At 37.3% G+C, this 16,743-nt stretch carries 10 protein-coding genes, 1 tRNA gene and 1 other RNA gene; 6 read left to right on the plus strand and 6 right to left on the minus strand.

What is annotated here, in order from left to right:
- Positions 1–64 precede the first annotated feature (64 nt).
- The 3 genes from HQN83_RS16035 to HQN83_RS16045 all read left to right on the plus strand — a co-directional run bounded on the left by HQN83_RS16035 (position 65) and on the right by HQN83_RS16045 (position 3,014).
- Positions 65–952 carry a HEPN domain-containing protein gene (locus HQN83_RS16035; RefSeq protein WP_173091331.1) on the plus strand — a complete coding sequence of 296 codons (888 nt, stop codon included), beginning with the start codon at positions 65–67 and terminating at the stop codon, positions 950–952.
- On the plus strand, positions 945–2,234 hold the full coding sequence (locus HQN83_RS16040) for a hypothetical protein (RefSeq protein ID WP_173091332.1): 1,290 nt from the start codon (positions 945–947) through the stop codon (positions 2,232–2,234). Before HQN83_RS16035 ends, HQN83_RS16040 begins: the two co-directional genes overlap by 8 nt.
- Before the next feature lie 153 nt (positions 2,235–2,387).
- Complete coding sequence (locus HQN83_RS16045; protein ID WP_173091333.1) at positions 2,388–3,014, plus strand: ATP-binding cassette domain-containing protein; 627 nt, start codon at positions 2,388–2,390, stop codon at positions 3,012–3,014.
- Positions 3,015–4,364: 1,350 nt separating this feature from the next.
- Here the strand turns inward: HQN83_RS16045 and HQN83_RS16050 are convergent.
- From HQN83_RS16050 to HQN83_RS16065, 4 genes are all read right to left on the minus strand, one after another.
- The gene (locus HQN83_RS16050) at positions 4,365–5,084 is read right to left on the minus strand and encodes an SGNH/GDSL hydrolase family protein (protein ID WP_173091334.1); all 720 of its coding nucleotides are present in this window, start codon (positions 5,082–5,084) and stop codon (positions 4,365–4,367) included.
- 616 nt (positions 5,085–5,700) lie between these two features.
- Positions 5,701–7,080, minus strand: a complete 1,380-nt coding sequence (locus HQN83_RS16055) for a site-specific integrase (protein ID WP_173091335.1) — start codon at positions 7,078–7,080, stop codon at positions 5,701–5,703.
- A 247-nt stretch (positions 7,081–7,327) separates the two neighbouring features.
- Positions 7,328–7,400 (minus strand) — tRNA-Lys (locus tag HQN83_RS16060).
- Positions 7,401–7,618: 218 nt separating this feature from the next.
- Entirely contained in the window at positions 7,619–8,452 is an 834-nt protein-coding gene (locus tag HQN83_RS16065; protein ID WP_173091336.1) for an alpha/beta fold hydrolase, read from the minus strand.
- A 163-nt stretch (positions 8,453–8,615) separates the two neighbouring features.
- Between HQN83_RS16065 and HQN83_RS16070 the strand changes: the two genes are divergently transcribed.
- Positions 8,616–9,149 carry a D-glycero-alpha-D-manno-heptose-1,7-bisphosphate 7-phosphatase gene (locus HQN83_RS16070; RefSeq protein ID WP_173091337.1) on the plus strand — a complete coding sequence of 178 codons (534 nt, stop codon included), beginning with the start codon at positions 8,616–8,618 and terminating at the stop codon, positions 9,147–9,149.
- Between the two features lie 65 nt (positions 9,150–9,214).
- Here the strand turns inward: HQN83_RS16070 and fsa are convergent, their stop codons facing one another.
- Positions 9,215–9,877, minus strand: a complete 663-nt coding sequence (gene fsa / locus HQN83_RS16075; protein ID WP_173091338.1) for a fructose-6-phosphate aldolase — start codon at positions 9,875–9,877, stop codon at positions 9,215–9,217.
- Positions 9,878–10,016: 139 nt separating this feature from the next.
- Positions 10,017–10,116: signal recognition particle sRNA small type (gene ffs, locus HQN83_RS16080), an RNA gene on the minus strand.
- Positions 10,117–10,570: 454 nt separating this feature from the next.
- Here ffs and gltB point away from each other — a divergent pair.
- Together gltB and HQN83_RS16090 are read left to right on the plus strand one after the other, a co-directional pair.
- Positions 10,571–15,082 (plus strand): glutamate synthase large subunit, encoded by a 4,512-nt coding sequence (gene gltB, locus HQN83_RS16085; RefSeq protein ID WP_173091339.1) that lies wholly within the window; start codon positions 10,571–10,573, stop codon positions 15,080–15,082.
- Positions 15,083–15,085: 3 nt separating this feature from the next.
- Positions 15,086–16,552 (plus strand): glutamate synthase subunit beta, encoded by a 1,467-nt coding sequence (locus HQN83_RS16090; protein WP_173091340.1) that lies wholly within the window; start codon positions 15,086–15,088, stop codon positions 16,550–16,552.
- Positions 16,553–16,743: the final 191 nt, after the last annotated feature.

Genomic DNA, 16,743 nt, shown 5'->3' on the forward strand with positions numbered 1-16,743 from the left:
AACCCGTTATAGTTCGGTACACTCTTTTTCTAATCGAAATTGGTTTCACAATAACCATGAAGATATGAAAAAGAAATTATTAAAGCCAGTAGAGGGCCAGAATGTAAGGTTCTCCAATTTTGTTAGAGCTCTTGCAGAGCGGTTCAAGCCCCTTAATATTCTGAAGTTTGGAGAAATTAGTTTCAACAAGGATTCCTGCACTTCATTCATGCCCGAACAGACCACTTCCAGTTTTCATTACTATTTGTTGATGGTAATTGAGGGAACTACGCGAATTGAGCATGGGGTTCAGGATTATGTGAACACACATTTTAATTTCGGGAAGATTACGATTTTGGTGCACAGTAGGGAAAGCGTAGATACGGCTATTGAAGGCAACAACAGGTTTTTTATAACGGTGTTCAATACGGGTTGCCACCTTTACAGCCATGATGGTACATTCAACCTATTTCCAGAATATCAGTTGGATAAAAATATAGCCCTTGAAAAAGCGAAAAAGCATCTTTATCACAGGATACCCATGGCACAGGGGTTTTTGGACGGTGCAGGAGAGTGTTTTGACAACGAAAAATTTAATGTTTGTGTATTTATGCTCCATCAGGTTGTTGAACAGTCATGCATTGCAATGATTAGAGTTTTTATGGCCTACAGATCTGATATACACCATTTGGGTAGGTTACTGGATATTTGTGCCTGTTTCTCGGAAGAGCCACGAGAACTATTACTCGGCACGCCTGAGAACAGGAGGCTTTTCGAAAAACTGATGAACAGTTACAGCCATTCGAGATATAAGGATAATTTCAATGTCGAAATGGGTGATGCAGAAAAGCTTTATAGCCTGATACATAATTTTCTACTTCTTGCAAAAGGTCTTTGCGATAAAAAAATATACCTCCTCACCACTGAGTGCGAAGATTCTGAATTAGTGAAAGGAGAAACTGAAAATGACTAATCAAGTTATGGTTGCTGGAAAACCAATTTCCCAGTTTTACAAACTCCCATTTGAAAAGAACACCCGCATATTGAGATTAAATGTTCTTGAATCCAATACCGAACATAGGGCTGGTAACAGACCATATTATCTCGTGAAAAGAAAACCGATTTCCTTTAAAAAGGGTGTATTGACAATTCGGGTAAAGCTCGAAAATGAACCCTTGGTAAAGGTTTACCTTAAGGTGGAATATGATCATCTTCTGGTAAGCTGTAGTGTTGATACGGATGAATCCTATCTCGGAAGATATGCATACCGAACTTTAAGAGCTATGTTGTGGAATGAATTCCATGACTTTGATGAATACTATTGGCCGGAATGCTTTAACGAAGTAACGGGAAGATCCAAATATCTTGATGTAATTTGTGACCGCTATGGAGTAGACATCAAACTAAAGAAGATGTTCAAGGGCTTTTTCAGGCCTAATGATTATTTTTTGGATGTATTGGAACGAAGTGTTTTGAAGAGGGGGGAAGCATTGAACGGGTTGACAAAACTAAAAAATGAAAATGGCATTGGTTACTGTCTTGCAAACACCGATTCCTTGAGGTTTCATTCAAACCATTATCCTTTTCTGATACCCTATACTTTTTCTACCAATGCAGATAACAGAACGGTAAAGTCCTATAAGAGTTTTCTCTTTGAGAATAATGATTTTCACGAATCTGATCTCACTTCAAATCAACTTAATCTGAACAAGATATGCTATCAGATGAAGAAAATTGCAAAGATTCAGTTCGTTGAATACGGGGATAATGAGGAAAGATCAGATGAAATTGCCAGTATGAATCTGGACAAGAAGAGAAAGATTTTTGAACTTTTTAATAAAGCACTGCCAATGCTTACCCAGGAACCGTTCACCCATTATCTGTTTACCTATGGTATGAGGAACATACAGAAGAGGCCAATGAAAATGTGTATGCAGGTGGCAACTTTTTCAATGGACATACCAAGCTTAAGCTTTCTTTTAACAGACAAGGGAGATTATTACGAACTTAAGCTAAGGTTCAGGGTAAATGGAAAGGCCTTGCTTTTTTGTGAAGATCAAATTGCTAGGTTCTTTATTTGTTCCTCATCAAAGCCCAATGTATGGTATCTTTTGGAATCTGAAATGGACTCTGAGGTAGTTTTGTTTTTTAGTGAGAAAAACTTCAGAATACAGGTTCCAAAGGGTTATTATAAAGAGCACTTTGAAGCTTATGTTGACGAGATAAGAAAACACTACGAACTTGAAGTCAAGTAAATATCGTAACATAGAGCTGATCAAAATCTAATGAACCTTGCATCGTGGTAACAAGTCAAATTCCAAATAAAAACAAAAATCAGGGCAATCATTTGATTTTTTTATCAATTGTAACAAGTCAAGTATTAATCGATCATAACATAAAAACTAAATTTGCTTAGCACGACGAACATCAACAAAAAATACGGTAGCCATGAGGTACTAAACTTTAATGAATGGAAAATTGATGAGGGAATTTATTGGTTAAAAGGAGGGAATGGCACAGGCAAGTCAACCTTATTTCGAATCATCTCTGGGCAAATACCGTTTAAAGGTGAGGTGAATCTGAATGGAATTAACCTGAGAAAAGACCCCATTAAATTCCGTTCTAGAATTAGTTTTGCTGAAGCTGAACCACAATATCCCACCTTTGTTAAAGGAAGAGAATTAATTGATTTTTATATCGAAACCCGAGAGGCTCAAAGAAAACAAGTTGATGAGCTTGCTGATTATTTCGAAATGACACCTTTTCTTGATAATACAATCGGCAGTTATTCTAGTGGAATGCTAAAAAAACTTTCATTGATTTGCGCTTTCATCGGGAATGTTGATTTATACATTTTAGACGAACCACTGATTACAATTGATATTAGCTCATCGGATAAACTCTATAAACTGATTAAAGAAAAAGCCTTGCAAGGAAAGAGCTTTATTTTGTCATCGCACCAAGAAGTTAGCAACGATCAACTAGAATTAGATGGAGTATTCCAAATCCTAGATAAACAAGTTATTCAACTTTAAATGCTGAGGTTATTAATTAAAAGTTTAGCAAGAGAATTTTATCAGCAGCATGCAGGTTTCTTTCTTGTAGGACTTTATGTTTTGTTTGGAGTGGTTGAACCTTCACAATTAATAGGTTACCATAAAGCCTTATTATTAGCTGGAATTTCGTCTCCACTGGGAATGGCTATAGTATTTGCCTCTTGGTTTTTATATAGTGTTAAAGTTCACTTTTTTATTAAACAAAAATTGGCCCTAGCTCAGTATAATTTTATTAATGAGATAGGTACTTTGGATAGGCATACACAGTTAAAACTATGGCTGACCTTATATTCTGTAATTCTTTTACCTATTATCATTTATGTGTTTGTGTTGATTGGCATAAGTGTTTATAGCCACTCATTTATTAGCCTGATATGCATTTTGATCGTTTACTCCGCCTTAGCTTTCGGCTTATCTTTTCTTTCTTATCAATCGGTAACGTTTGGTTTTTTAAAACAAGAAAAAAAACAAATCAATTCAGGCATAAAAACTAAAAGATCTTTCTTCAGCTGGCCACTATATTATTTATTTAATGAACAAACATTAATGCTATTGATGTGCAAAGTTTTGTCGTTAGTTTTCTTTAAAAGCATTCTTTGGATGTTTGCAGATGTAGGCAACGATACACGGGTGTTATTAGTTGCTTTATTGGCATCCGTTTTATGTCATGCGGTTCTGGTCTTCACATTGTTAAAGTTCGAAATAGTGTATCTGAATTTTTGCAAAAGCTTGCCAGTTTCAGTTTACAAAAGATTATATCGCTGGTTATTAATTTTCGCAATCATTCTGATACCTGAATGGATGTTATTAATTATATCATCCGGGTACAACCTATATTCAATTACTAATGGTTTTCTATTTGGTCTAACTGGATTATTTTTCCTTTTAGTGATATTATATATTGTAAAATTAAATATGGATAACTATCTAAAATGGTTGCTGTTTTTCTTCTTTGCGTCGATGTGGTCAATTCTTGGGCACCATTATTTGTTATTTAGTATAGGCTTACTGAGCTGTTGCACAATTTATTACTTAATAAACTTTAATAGAATTGATTTGAAAGTTGAAGAATAGTAATCATAACGGGTCAGGGAGGGAATCATCAAACTATGCACAGTATCAAAAACGGTGCAATAATAATAACTCCCAATACATTTATCAGAGAACGAGGGGTTTTTGAAAAACTGTTTGCTATGGTCAATAGTCTGAGCGCCATGCCTAAAGGTTGTGAAGCCTTTAGAGTCGATTGTATGGCGAAGAGTGCAAGAGAGAAAAAATGCACTTAGTATACTTGTCTACATTTTTGTAAAACGCACCTGCTTATAATTATTAAATAGTATTAATTTGTGTTTGGATTACAGATTTGAAAATTTCGGCACCGTCAGAATTAAGATGCACACCATCTATTGTCAATTGCAAACTGCGCTTGGAACTTAATTTTTTAGCACCATTTGTTGTATTGCAAGCTTTGCGGTCAAAATATACTGAATTCCAAAAGCTCTTTAAGATATAGTTAGTCTGATTGCGTTGACTTAGAACGAATTCAAATTGCTGTCCGACATCAGCTAATAAGCAACCTTTTTCTTCTGCGATTTCGCGTATGATTTGATTGAATTCCAATCTCTTAATATTTAATTCAAACTGAAGATTTTCATTAATACACCCAAGGGTCATCAAAACTATTTTAGCACTAGTTATCTCCTTCATCTTCCCGACTATTTTTTTATATTCAGCTTTAAATGCAATCGGATCGGATAACGGATTTCTGCCTCTAAATAGTAAAAATTTTAAAGCAAGTCGGAACAGAAATCCACGTTTATTAAAATATGGTAGAATAATATCATTGTAACCCGATTCAAATACGATAAAGTCAATGCCAGCATCATGACTTAATTCAGTAATCACTCTCTCGCTAACGTTGGTTAAGGTGTCCCCACCAATCCCACTGTTTTTAATTATCCAATTAGGATTTTCACGTGCGAATAATTTCACGAAACTCTCACCAAGAACTCCTTGTATAATACTATTCCCTATAAAAAGTATTTTCATTCTGATTAATTTTTCTTGTAGTTGAGTTATAGCCGAAGTTAACAAAAGTACTACAACCTTTGTATTCCTTATAACAACAAAAATCATTCTAGGTATGTTTAGGACGCTTACACAACGTTTCGTTGAGTTTGTAACACGGATGTTCCACGTAATACAAAAAAATAACTGCCGTAAAATCAGAAAACAGTTGTTTTCTCGGAATTTTTCGCATGGATTTCTTTTTAAAATTAACATTCTCAATTAAGATCAGCTGCTGTAGTCTCGCTGTATATATAACCAAGGCAGTCATATCAAAAACGGTGGTTTCTTAATTATGCTGATGACGGAGGCAATAAATGAATCGTGGAACAGACGCTAAAATCCTGTAAAATAACTTTATAATAATCTCTATTTTTGTTCAGTTTAGCACATAAATTTATCCCCCACGCACGATGTGGCCTGCGAAACCCCAGCGCCTGTTGCCACCCTGTTGTTCTCGCTTTTGGTAGTTACGGTGCAGTATTCTCCGGTTTCTGCCTGTCGGTGGGAGCATTGTGATGTCAACATTCAATATAGTTTTTTCAACAAAAGAGATCATACAAGGCTAGGATCATATCCCGGCCTTGTATGTAAATTATTAAATTGCAAGCTGTAGCTTTTCTCTTAGTCGCATCATTTCTGGCATAATCTGTTGATCTGTAGCATCCGACTGGAGAAGTTCTAATATTGATTTTACGTTTTGGTCTGTCACATCCAAATTTGCCACATTAGCTTTAGCTTGCGTTACTTCTGTATCTGCTTTCAGTCCAGTAAACATTTCTCTTAACGGTGCCATATCATTGCCTACTTTTTCATCTAATATTTTAGCATAAAGCTGGGTAGTACGCAGGCTAGTATGTCCCAGCATCTTCGATACACTTTCAATAGGTACACCATTGCAAAGGGTTATCGTAGTTGCAAAAGTACGTTTGGCGATACGGTTGCCCAATGTCTTTCGCACATCGGTCAAGGCAGCAACTTCTACCAAGTACTCGTTCATTTTCTGGTTACTGGAAACTGGCAGGGCTTTGTCTTGATTGATGCAGATAGGATGATCTTTATACTTATCCAGTATCGCTTCTGCTACAGGGAGTAAGGGGATTGCCGCCCTTGTATCGGTCTTTTGTCTATAGGTAACAATCCATCGTTCCCCATCGCCACCAATGCAAATATCCGAGGGTTTCAGTTTTTGTACGTCGGCATAAGATAACCCAGTATAGCAACTGAACAGGAAAAAATCCCTGACCTGTGTTAATCTTGGGGTACTAAACCTTTTTTTTGCTATTCTTTGCAGTTCATCGGCAGTAAGGTAATCTCGGTGTACATCTTTGGATTTTAGCTTGTAGCCAAAGAAAGGGTCGCTATTGATCCATTTGTTGCCGATACAAATACGGACAATCTTACCAAGGTTTTTAAGGTGCTTAACGGCAGTATTGTTTCTGTTTTTCTTTTCGTTGCGGAGGTAGAAGTCAAAATTTCCGATAAACTCTTTATCAATCAACCGTACATTGATGTCGCTTTTTTTGTACAAATGAACTAGAAAGTCTTTGACATGTCTTTCCAGCACCTCAAAGCGCCTAAGTGTACCCGGCGCATAGTCCGTGTCCAATAAAGCTTTCATTTTCTTGTTATGGTCTTTAATGGCCTCAAGTAAGGTATGTGTTTTTTCTTCCTTGCCAAGATACTTGCTTTTTATTCTTTCGGCAGTAATTTCTACACCTTCCATACACAGTAAGGTGTGGGAGGCGGTAACCTCGGCCTTCATCTTGTCCAGATAAGTGTTTAAGATTTTGGCTTCTTCTTTGGTGCCAGTCATGTGTCCGGCTTTGGTGTTCCATAATTTCGGCTCACATTCCCGACTGGCTGAAATTTCAGTACGTTTACCGTCAACAGTAACTCTTAAATAAATGGGAATAGTGCCTTTAATATAGTTTTTAGGCTTTTTAAGGTAGAATAAGACACTGAAGTTCGTTTTCATAATCAACTGATTTAAGGTTAACAAAATTAGCCTTGCAGTTTAATCGTATCAAGTCGTTCAATGGTTGAACTTTCTGTATAACAGCTGGTTATACTTTATTCGGTGAGTAGAACAGCCCCTTAAATTATTCACCTAATCACTCACTTTTTTTTAGTGATTTAATGCATATTTTGTGGTCTGTGCTAAAAACAAAAGCCTGCAATCATTTGATTTGCAGGCTTTTGTACGTTTTTGTTACTATTATTTGTGATCCCGCTGGGATTCGAACCCAGGACCACTACATTAAAAGTGTAATGCTCTACCAGCTGAGCTACGGAATCAAAGTTCTTGTTTGAACTTTTCTCTAAAGCGTTTCCCTTTAAAGTGATGCAAATATAGGATTACGATATATATTCTGCAAATAATATATCCTTAAATCGCATAGAACGCTGATTCCTAGCCAGATTATTTATATTTAACCTTTTCTTCATATCCAATTAATACCCTCTGCAGTATAAAAAATGAGTTTTTCCCCATAGAACATGAGGAAAAACAATGCTTATTTATTCAAAAATTTAATCAGCGCTTTGTTTACCTCGTCCTTATGGGTAAAGAATAATCCGTGAGATGCTCCCTCAATTACATGATAATCTGAATTAGGCAACAAAGAAGCCGTTACCTCGCTGGTAATATTAATCGGAACTATCTTATCATCGCTACCGTGAATAATCATTACCGGAATAGTAATTACATTCAAATCTGTTCTGAAATTAGTTTCAGAAAACGAACGAACACATTGTGTTGTGGCACGTGGACTGGCAACCATAGCTAGCTGATGCATCCAATTCTGAATTCCCTGGCTTACCGGCGAGCTATCTGCAGCTCCACTAAAAAACTGCTTACCAAATTCACTTAAAAAAGTAGGTCTGTCATTTTGCAGACCGGCTATCATGCCATCAAATACTTCCTGAGGCACACCATCTTCATGCTCTTCTGTCTTTAAAAGCATTGGAACCACTGAACCCAAAAGTACTGCTTTACTTATTCTCGAGGATCCGTATTTACCTAAATATCTAACTACTTCACCACCACCCATAGAAAAACCTACCAATGCAACATCTGTAAGGTTTAATGCGGTAATTACTTCGTGTAAATCGGCCGCCAAGGTATCGTAATCATAACCATCCCAAGGTTTATCTGATTGACCAAAGCCGCGTCTGTCGTAAGCTATACATCTATATCCGGCATTTACCAGTGCGTCAATCTGATATTCCCACATTTCATGAGAAACTGGCCATCCGTGTATTAAAATTACAGGTTGACCAGAACCTAAATCTTCAAAAAATATATTAACCGATGAGCTACTCTCAGGGTTCTTTTTAATGTAAGGCATAAAATTTTATTTAATGTTTAACTCTTTTAATAACATAAGCAAAGGTCATTTGTTTAATAAAAACAAACAATAGCTGGCTATAATAAACTTTATATTCCCATATTTGGGGCAATAAACTAACACCGTAAGGTATAATTAATACCGAAAGGAATAACTATAAATAATGAATAAAGCTATTTTTTTGGATCGCGATGGCGTCCTGAATCACGAAATCTACGACTATATTACCAAATTAGAAGATTTTGAAGTATTAGAATACCAGATACCTCCTCTAAAGAAACTATACGACGAAGGTTATTTGTTAATCGTAATCACAAATCAGGGTGGAATTGCACAAAAGCGTTACACCGAAGAAACATTGGCAGAGATGCACAAAGTATTAGCTAATAAGTTTGAAGAGCAAGGGGCGCTTATAACACACGCGTACTACTGCCCGCATCATCCTACAGTATCCGGTGATTGTGAATGCAGAAAACCTAAATCAGGAATGCTGTTAGAGGCTATTGCAACATATAACATTGATCCTGCTCTTTCTGTAATGATTGGTGATAAACCAAGAGATGTAGAAGCCGCAAATGGGGCAGGAGTGAGAGGTATAGAGATTCTGCCTGACGAACAAATAGATTACGACTTAGTTAAAGAAGTACTTGCGGGAAGTGAGTTTCAAACGCTTAGCGCAGGATTGAAGAATAAGTAGTTACCCGATAATCAAAAAGGGCTTTATCGTATGATAAAGCCCTTTTTTAATGCATTAAAGAAATACTATTTCGCTTCAGCAGCTTTTTTGTGATCCGCAAGGAACTGAGCTAAACCGCTATCAGTTAATGGGTGTTTTAATAAAGCAGTAATTGCAGATAAAGGACCTGTAATTACATCAGCACCTAATTTAGCACAGTTAACAATATGTAATGGGCCACGGATAGAAGCAGCTAAAATTTGAGTTGGGTATTCGTAGTTATCAAATATTAATCTGATATCTTCAATTAATTGCAAACCATCAGTAGAGATGTCATCTAAACGACCTAAAAATGGAGATACATAAGTAGCACCTGCTTTAGCAGCCAATAATGCCTGTCCAGCAGAGAAAATCAATGTACAGTTAGTTCTGATTCCTTTTGATGAAAGATATTTAATTGCTTTAACACCATCTTTAATCATAGGAACTTTAACAACAATCTTTGGATCTAATTTAGCTAAAGCTTCACCTTCTTTGATCATTTCATCAAAAGTAGTAGAGATTACTTCAGCACTTACATTGTCATCAACGATAGAACAGATAGCTTTATAATGTGCAAGTACATTAGCATCACCTGTAATACCTTCTTTAGCCATAAGACTAGGATTAGTGGTTACACCATCTAAAACTCCAAGATCTTGTGCTTCTTTTATTTGATCAAGATTAGCTGTGTCAATAAAAAATTTCATGTTATTTAATTTAGAAAATTGGTTAATGTTATAAGTTCTCAATTATTAAACGCCTAAATTAGGTAATTACATTGAGGTCTTCGTAAGAAAATGTGGAATAAATGGGAGAGGAGTGCCTTTTTTTACATTGAAAGTAAAAAAAGGGCAAGCACCTCTTATCGCATCGCTACAACTTTCTACCCTTGCTTCGTTCCCGACCTGGGGGAGTTCAAAAGGAGCTGATCGTAAAAGACTTGCCCGCCACAAAAGTAGCAAAAGACCTGAATCTACGAAAGGAAAATCATTAAAAATTTAAACTTTTTTAGGGAAATAAAGGTAATCAATTGACGTTAAAGAGATTGAGCTGAGAAAAAAAATAATATTTCCTTTATAATTTAATAACCTAAAGAAAGAAACAGGCTAATTGTACTAAGCCGGATCGGAAAAACATGGCAAATAAAAGCAGAAAACAACATTTGCACCTCAAAAACCTCATTGTAAATTTTTTGTTATGCGAAATAATTCTAAATAACACCATTGTTAAGATCGTAAATTAAAACAAGGTAATTTGTAAATATGGCAATTAAGCATTCGCTTTGTTATGAAGTACTGCTTTTTTTCTAAAAAATATGTAAATATTATAATTCATTGATTTTTATTCGTATCTTAGTGTCCTAAATACACTATACCAAAACTAATATTTAAACGAGACTTATGGAACCAAAACAAGATAACCAAGGGTTATATGACCAGCGTTTTGAGCACGATGCCTGCGGTATCGGATTTGTTGCCCACATTAAGGGTAGAAAATCACAGCAAATAATTTCTGACGCTATAACCATTCTTGAAAATCTTGATCACCGCGGGGCTGTCGGTGCTGAAATCAATACGGGCGATGGGGCTGGTATTATGATACAAATACCCCATGAATTCCTGTATGACGAGTGTCTCAAAATTGGATTCAGCTTAAATGAATCTGGAGATTACGGCGTCGGGATGCTATTCCTACCCAAAGATGTGAAGGCAAGAGAAGAATGTAGGGAAATTATTTACCGCGCTGCAGAAAAACTAGGACTGGAAGTTCTAGGCTTTAGAAGAGTATTAACCAATACTAATGGTATTGGCGACATGGCTTTATCAGTTGAGCCGGAAATGGAACAAGTATTTGTTGCCCGTCCTCACGCAATTGCAGCAGGTGCTGATTTTGAACGTAAACTTTACGTATTTAAAAACTACCTGTCTAAAACCATTAACAGTACTGTAAAAGGTATTAACGGCGACTTTTATATAGCTTCTTTTTCATCAAGAACAATAGTATATAAAGGTCAGTTAACTTCGTTACAGGTTAGAAGCTACTTTACTGAGCTTAGTGATAAGCGCGTAGTTTCTGCATTTGGTTTAGTTCACTCGCGTTTTGCTACAAACACTTTCCCGTCATGGAGGTTAGCACAACCTTTCAGGTACATTGCCCATAATGGAGAGATCAATACTTTGCAAGGTAACCTTAACTGGTTCAGAGCAAGTGTTAAATCTTTTGCCTCGTCTTACTTTACTCCTGAAGAATTAAATATTTTACTTCCTGTTATTGATGAGTCTAACTCTGATTCAGGATGTTTAGATAATATAGTAGAATTGCTACTTCACTCTGGTCGTTCTTTACCACACGTTCTTATGATGTTGATTCCTGAGGCCTGGGATGGTAATGATGATATGGATGAGTTGAAACAAGCTTTCTATAAATTCCATGCTACTTTAATGGAGCCATGGGATGGACCAGCTGCAGTTTCATTTACAGACGGAAACCTGATCGGTGCTACATTAGACAGAAACGGACTTCGTCCACAAAGATATGCCATCACTGAAGACGACCGTGTAATCATGGCTTCTGAAGCTGGTGCGTTAGCGCTAGATCAAAGCAAAATCATTGAGAAAGGAAGATTAACTCCTGGAAAAATGTTTGTGGTTGATATGGAGCAAGGCAGAATCATTAGTGATGCCGAAATTAAACAACAGGTATGCGGCAGCAAACCTTATGGCGACTGGATCAATAAATACCAAATCAGACTGGAAGAACTTCCTGAGCCAAGACTGGTATTTAGCAACCTATCTCAGGAGTCTATTTTTAGATATCAACAAGTGTTTGGTTATAGCAGAGAGGACATCGATCTAATCTTAAAACCAATGGCTCAGGACGGCAAAGAACCAATCGGTTCAATGGGTACTGATATTCCATTGGCTGTTCTTTCTCAAAAACCTCAACACTTATCTTCATACTTTAAGCAGTTATTTGCTCAGGTTACTAACCCGCCAATTGACCCGATCAGGGAAAAAGTGGTAATGAGTTTAGCCGGCTTCATGGGTAACAACGGTAACTTATTGGAAGAAAACGCTATGCAATGTCATTGTGTAGGCATTAAACATCCAATATTAACCAATCCTGAACTTGAGAAAGTAAGAAGTATAGATACCGGAGTATTCCAGGCTAAAACACTTCAAACTTATTTCAGAGCTGACGGTAAACCAGGCGCATTAGCTAAAGCTATAGAAAGACTTTGTCGTTATGCCGTTGATGCTGTTGAAGATGGTTTTCAGGTAATTATCCTTTCGGACAGGGCTTTAGATTCTGAGCATGCTGCCATTCCTTCTTTATTAGCTGTTTCAGCAGTTCACCATCACTTGATCCGTAAAGGATACAGAGGTGCTGTTGGTATTGTTGTTGAGGCTGGTGATGTTTGGGAAGTTCACCACTTTGCAACCTTAATTGGTTTTGGTGCAACTGCAGTAAACCCTTACCTGGCTTTAGAAACTATCGCAGGTTTTGAAACTGAGTTAGAAGAGAAAAAGGAAAAACTATTCCAAAATTACGTATACGCAGTTAACAACGGTTTGTTAAAGATATTCTCTAAAATGGGTATCTCTACATTACAATCATACCATGGTGCTCAGATATTCGAAATTCTTGGATTAAATAAAACTGTAGTAGACAACTACTTTACCGGAGCTGTTTCAAGAATCGGCGGATTAGGTTTAGACGAAATAGCTAAAGAAACGTTGATTAAACACAACAGAGTATTTAAACTGGCTAACCGTCCTGATCCAATTTTACCTACAGGTGGTAACTACAAATGGAAACGTAAAGGGGAGCAGCATTTGTTCAACCCTCAAACCATCCACTTGTTGCAAAATGCGACCAGGAAAAATGACTACGGTACCTATAAACAATACTCTAAATTGGTAAATGAGCAAACAAATCAAGCTTATACCATTAGAGGTTTATTTGAATTCAACTACAACCGTCCGGCTGTTTCTTTAGAGGAGGTTGAGCCAGTTGAAAACATCTTTAAAAGATTTGCTACCGGAGCAATGTCATTCGGTTCCATCTCTCACGAAGCTCACTCTACATTAGCTATTGCAATGAACCGTATCGGCGGAAAAAGCAATACAGGAGAAGGTGGTGAAGATGAACTGAGATATGAAACGCTTGAAAACGGCGACTCAATGCGCTCGGCAATTAAGCAAATCGCCTCTGCACGTTTTGGTGTAACCAGTTACTACCTAACTAATGCAGATGAGTTACAAATTAAAATGGCACAAGGTGCAAAACCTGGTGAAGGTGGTCAGTTACCTGGACACAAAGTAGATGACTGGATTGCAAAAGTTCGTCACGCTACTCCGGGAGTAGGCTTGATCTCTCCTCCGCCACACCACGATATTTACTCTATCGAGGATTTAGCACAGCTAATATTCGACTTAAAGAATGCGAACAGAGAAGCAAGAATCAACGTAAAACTAGTTTCTAAAGCTGGTGTTGGTACTATCGCTGCCGGTGTTGCTAAAGCTCACGCTGATGTAATCCTGGTTTCAGGATTTGATGGTGGTACTGGTGCATCTCCGTTAACCTCTATTCAACACGCTGGTTTACCTTGGGAACTTGGATTAGCAGAAGCTCACCAAACACTTGTTAAAAACCGTTTGCGTAGTAGAGTTGTGTTACAAACAGATGGTCAGCTAAAAACAGGTAGAGATATTGCTATTGCAACGTTACTTGGAGCTGAAGAATGGGGTGTTGCAACTGCAGCATTGGTAACCGCTGGATGTATTATGATGCGTAAATGTCACTTAAATACTTGTCCGGTTGGTGTTGCTACTCAGGATCCTAACTTAAGAAAACTATTTACAGGTGAGGCTGATCACGTAGTTAACCTATTCTATTTCTTAGCTCAGGAGTTAAGAGAAACAATGGCTGAACTTGGTTTCAGAAGTGTTGAAGAAATGGTTGGTCAATCTGATGCATTAAAAGTACGCGCTGTAGATCAGGAAGATTGGAAACAAAAAGACCTTGATTTTTCTGCAATTTTATATAAAGCTCCAGATAATGGATTAAGCTTATTCAAAACAGAAGATCAGGATCATGGTTTAGCAGATATTTTAGATCACGAATTAATCAAAGCTGCACAACCTGCACTATTTAACAAAGAGCCTATATATAAAGAGTTCGAAGTTAAAAATACCAATCGTTCAATTGGTACTATGCTTTCAAACGAAGTTTCGAAAGTTTACAAATCTCAAGGTTTACCTGCTGATACCATCAATTTCAAATTCAAAGGTTCTGCTGGTCAGAGTTTCGGTGGGTTTGCGACAAAAGGTATCTCGTTACATCTTGAAGGTGAGGCCAATGACTATGTAGGTAAAGGACTGTCGGGAGCAAGGTTATCAATTTTCCCTTTCAGTACTACTAAATATGTACCTGAGCAGAACATCATTATCGGTAACGTAGCACTTTACGGTGCAACTTCTGGTGAGTTGTTTGTTAGAGGACAAGCAGGTGAAAGATTTGCTGTTCGTAACTCTGGTGCAACTGCTGTTGTTGAAGGACTTGGTGATCACGGTTGTGAGTACATGACTGGTGGTGAAGTGCTTGTAATCGGTGATACAGGTAGCAACTTTGCTGCTGGTATGAGCGGTGGTGTTGCATGGATCTATAATGTTAAAGGTGATTTTGCAAACAAATGCAATAAAGAAATGGTTGATCTTGATCCTCTTGATGAACAAGACGAATTACGTATCACCCAATTATTAAAGAAACACCTTCAGCTTACCGAAAGTACAGTAGCTAAATTCTTATTAGACGACTGGGCTACTCAATCTGCACATTTCATCAAAGTATTCCCTAAAGAATACAAAGCAGTATTAATGAACAAAAGTAACAAACTGAAAATATCTTAAATAATGGGAAAAGTAACTGGATTTTTAGAATTTGAAAGAACTGCTCCTTTAAAAGAAGATGCAAAAGAGCGTTTAAAACACTATAATGAATTCGTAAAGAATTTTGAACTGGAAGAAGTAAACAAAGAAGCAGCCAGATGTATGGATTGCGGAGTTCCTTTCTGTCAGTCGGGTTGCCCTCTAGGTAACGTGATTCCTGAATTCAATGAAGCCGTATATAAAGGCGACTGGCATTTAGCTAGCACTATCTTATTGAGCACAAACAACTTCCCTGAATTTACAGGTAGAATTTGCCCTGCGCCATGCGAGTCAGCATGTGTGTTAGGGATCAACAAATCTCCTGTATCTATTGAGGAAATAGAAAAACACATCATTGAAATTGCCTTCGAAAAAGGTTACATCAAAGCTGAACAACCTCTAATTCGCACTGGTAAAAAAGTTGCTGTTATTGGTTCAGGACCTGCAGGTTTGGCTGCTGCTGCTCAATTGAACAGAGCCGGACATGAGGTTGTTGTTTACGAACGTGACGACACACCGGGTGGTTTGCTTAACTATGGTATTCCTGATTTTAAATTACAGAAAGATGTTGTTACAAGACGCATCGCTTTAATGGAAAAAGAAGGTATCGTATTTAAATGCAACTCAAACGTTGGTGTAAATGTTGAAATAAATACATTACTTAGAGACTATCAATCGATCATTCTTGCAGGTGGTTCAACCATTCCAAGAGATTTGCCTGCAACAGGAAGAGATGCGAAAGGGGTTCACTTTGCTATGGATTTCTTAAAACAGCAAAACAAACGTGTTAAAGGTTTCGCAGTTGGTGGCGAAGACATTTTAGCAACAGGAAAAGATGTGATCGTAATTGGTGGTGGTGATACCGGATCTGATTGTATCGGTACTTCTAACCGTCAGGGCGCTAAGTCGGTAACTCAGTTTGAGATTATGCCGATGCCAGCTGAAAAACGTACAAACAATATGCCTTGGCCAACTTACCCAATGCTTTTAAAAGTAACTTCTTCGCACGAAGAAGGATGCGAAAGAGGGTGGGGAGTAAACACTAAGGAGTTTATCAAAGATGAAAACGGGAATCTGAAAGCTGTAAAAGTAGTTGATGTTGAATGGGAAATCGATGCAAACGGTCGCCCGATGAATTTCAAAGAAAAAGCAGGAACAGAACGTGATCTTCCTTGTCAGTTGGTACTTTTAGCGATGGGTTTCTTACATCCGCAAAAAGAAGGATTAATTGAAAAACTTGGTGTTGAACTTGACAACAGAGGTAACGTAAAAGCTGAAGAAGGTAAATACCAAACAAATATTGCTAAGATTTTTGCTGCCGGTGATGTGCGTCGTGGACAATCACTAGTGGTTTGGGCAATATCTGAAGGAAGAGAAACAGCCAGAAAAGTTGATCAATACTTAATGGGACATAGCAGTTTGCCATCTAAAGATGGAATTCCATACGCTTAAGTTTCTATAAAAATTATAAGATAAAGAGCCTGTATCATAAATCGTGATACGGGCTCTTTTGCGTCTACCTGTATTCCTATCGTCTTGATTATTAACAATTTAAGTTGTTTTTTTTCGTTTTAAATTTGATTTAACTTATTGATTTTCATACATTTATGATGTAAATCAGTAGTAGATATGGCCAACAAGAA

The organism is Pedobacter foliorum (genome assembly GCF_013266735.1).
In the GTDB taxonomy this organism is placed as follows: Bacteria; Bacteroidota; Bacteroidia; order Sphingobacteriales; family Sphingobacteriaceae; genus Pedobacter; species Pedobacter foliorum.

What these genes read in the sequence shown, in the direction of transcription:
- HQN83_RS16035 (WP_173091331.1), top strand. Translation starts at nt 65, where the DNA reads ATGAAAAAGAAATTATTAAAGCCAGTAGAGGGCCAGAATGTAAGGTTC.
- HQN83_RS16040 (WP_173091332.1), top strand. Translation starts at nt 945, where the DNA reads ATGACTAATCAAGTTATGGTTGCTGGAAAACCAATTTCCCAGTTTTAC.
- HQN83_RS16050 (WP_173091334.1), bottom strand. Translation starts at nt 5,084, where the DNA reads ATGAAAATACTTTTTATAGGGAATAGTATTATACAAGGAGTTCTTGGT.
- HQN83_RS16055 (WP_173091335.1), bottom strand. Translation starts at nt 7,080, where the DNA reads ATGAAAACGAACTTCAGTGTCTTATTCTACCTTAAAAAGCCTAAAAAC.
- HQN83_RS16065 (WP_173091336.1), bottom strand. Translation starts at nt 8,452, where the DNA reads ATGCCTTACATTAAAAAGAACCCTGAGAGTAGCTCATCGGTTAATATA.
- HQN83_RS16070 (WP_173091337.1), top strand. Translation starts at nt 8,616, where the DNA reads ATGAATAAAGCTATTTTTTTGGATCGCGATGGCGTCCTGAATCACGAA.
- fsa (WP_173091338.1), bottom strand. Translation starts at nt 9,877, where the DNA reads ATGAAATTTTTTATTGACACAGCTAATCTTGATCAAATAAAAGAAGCA.
- gltB (WP_173091339.1), top strand. Translation starts at nt 10,571, where the DNA reads ATGGAACCAAAACAAGATAACCAAGGGTTATATGACCAGCGTTTTGAG.
- HQN83_RS16090 (WP_173091340.1), top strand. Translation starts at nt 15,086, where the DNA reads ATGGGAAAAGTAACTGGATTTTTAGAATTTGAAAGAACTGCTCCTTTA.